Origin of the sequence: Stenotrophomonas lacuserhaii, assembly GCF_039674585.1 — a bacterium.
Taxonomy (GTDB): domain Bacteria; phylum Pseudomonadota; class Gammaproteobacteria; order Xanthomonadales; family Xanthomonadaceae; genus Stenotrophomonas; species Stenotrophomonas pennii_A.
In genome coordinates this window covers 1-2029 of sequence record NZ_JBDJNU010000084.1, presented here as the reverse complement: position 1 = coordinate 2029, position 2029 = coordinate 1, and the positions used below count along the sequence as shown (strand labels likewise).

The following is a 2029-nucleotide window of genomic DNA, read 5'->3' as shown; positions in this document are numbered from 1 at the left end:
GGGGCTTTGGTTGGGGGCCCCCCCCCTCTTGTTTGTTTACGCGGGGTCCCCCCACCCCCCCCCCCCCCCCCCCGCCCGCAACAAACACAGAACCGCTGCAGAACCTTCAACGATCGTCGTACCCGCGCCCTGAACATCACGGGTGTAAACTAGGGAGCTAGACCTTTCCAACCCGAATTCCTGAGGATCCGCATGTCCCTGATCGCCACTTTCGACACCACCCAGGGCCCGATCAAGGTCGAGCTGTTCGCCGACAAGGCACCGCTGACCGTGGCCAACTTCGTGAACCTCGTCCAGCACAAGTTCTACGACGGCCTGGTGTTCCACCGCGTCATCGCCGACTTCATGATCCAGGGCGGCTGCCCGCGCGGCCAGGGCACCGGCGATGCCGGCTACAAGTTCGAAGACGAAAAGAATGGTGTGAAGCACCAGGTCGGTTCGCTATCGATGGCAAACGCCGGCCCGAACACCAATGGCAGCCAGTTCTTCATCACCCACATCAAGACCGACTGGCTGGACGGCAAGCACACCGTGTTCGGCCAGGTCCTGGAAGGCCAGGCGATCGTGGATTCGGTCAAGCAGGGCGACGTCATCCATTCGATCACCCTGGAAGGCGACACCGACGCCGTGCTGGCCGCCCAGGCCGACCGCGTCGCCGAGTGGAACAAGTCGATTCCCTCGCGCGCCTGATTTCCCTTTGAAACGGCCACCCCTGCGGTGGCCGTTTTCATGATCCCCCGCCGCCTGCCAGGCCGCCCGGCCACGCCCGCGGTTCAAATCCAACGCTCGCAAGCTAGAGGAAACCCCCATGAAAGCACCCGTTCGTGTTGCCGTGACCGGCGCTGCCGGCCAGATCGGCTACGCCCTGCTGTTCCGCATCGCCTCCGGCGAAATGCTCGGCAAGGACCAGCCGGTCATCCTGCAACTGCTTGAGCTGCCGGTGGACAAGGCCCAGGCCGCGCTGAAGGGCGTGATCATGGAACTGGAAGACTGCGCCTTCCCGCTGCTGGCCGGCATCGTCGGGACCGACAACGCCGAAGTGGCCTTCAAGGACGTCGACGTGGCCCTGCTGGTCGGCGCGCGTCCGCGCGGCCCGGGCATGGAGCGCGCCGACCTGCTGCAGGCCAACGCGGAGATCTTCACCGCCCAGGGCGCCGCGCTGAACAAGGTCGCCAAGCGTGACGTCAAGGTGCTGGTGGTCGGCAACCCGGCCAACACCAACGCCTATATCGCCATGAAGTCGGCGCCGGACCTGAACCCGCGCAACTTCACCGCCATGCTGCGCCTGGACCACAACCGCGCGCTGAGCCAGCTGTCGACCAAGCTGGGCAAGCCGGTCGCCGGCATGGAAAAGCTGGTCGTGTGGGGCAACCACAGCCCGACCATGTACCCGGATTACCGCTTCGCCACCGCCGATGGCGCTTCCATCGCCGATGCCATCAACGACCAGGACTGGAACGCCGGCACCTTCATCCCGACCGTGGGCAAGCGCGGGGCGGCGATCATCGAAGCCCGCGGTTCGTCCTCGGCCGCGTCGGCTGCCAACGCCGCCATCGACCACGTCCGTGACTGGGTGCTGGGCAGCAACGGCAAGTGGCTGACCATGGGCGTGCCGTCCGACGGTTCCTACGGCATTCCGGAAGGCGTGATCTTCGGCTTCCCGGTCACCACCGAAAATGGTGAGTACACGCTGGTCAAGGACCTGCCGATCGACGCGTTCAGCCAGAAGTACATCGACAAGACCTTGGCGGAGCTGGAAGACGAGCGTTCGGCCGTAGCGCACCTGCTGGGCTGATCCATCCGTCTGATTGTTGCGAAGAAAACGCCGGGCGTGTCCTGGCGTTTTTTTTTCGCATGGTGGTGGGGTTGCGAACGGGTGGGACCCCCTCGCGGCGGGCTCTGGAGCCGCAGCTGGGGGTGGGCCGGGCGGTGGGGCCGGTCGGGGGACGGCAAAGGCTGCATCCATGCGGGCCTCGTTTCGCGCCATCCATGGCGCTCAACGCCCCCGCCCAGCCCCACCGCCCGGCCC

Annotated in this window: 2 protein-coding genes; both read left to right on the top strand. The window is 65.9% G+C overall.

The window, feature by feature from the left end:
* The first annotated feature begins 192 nt into the window (after positions 1 to 192).
* On the top strand, positions 193 to 690 hold the full coding sequence (locus ABE522_RS17455; protein WP_346592784.1) for a peptidylprolyl isomerase: 498 nt from the start codon (positions 193 to 195) through the stop codon (positions 688 to 690).
* 118 nt (positions 691 to 808) lie between these two features.
* A complete protein-coding gene (locus ABE522_RS17450) occupies positions 809 to 1795 on the top strand; it encodes a malate dehydrogenase (protein ID WP_346592783.1) in 987 nt (328 codons plus the stop codon).
* Positions 1796 to 2029: the final 234 nt, after the last annotated feature.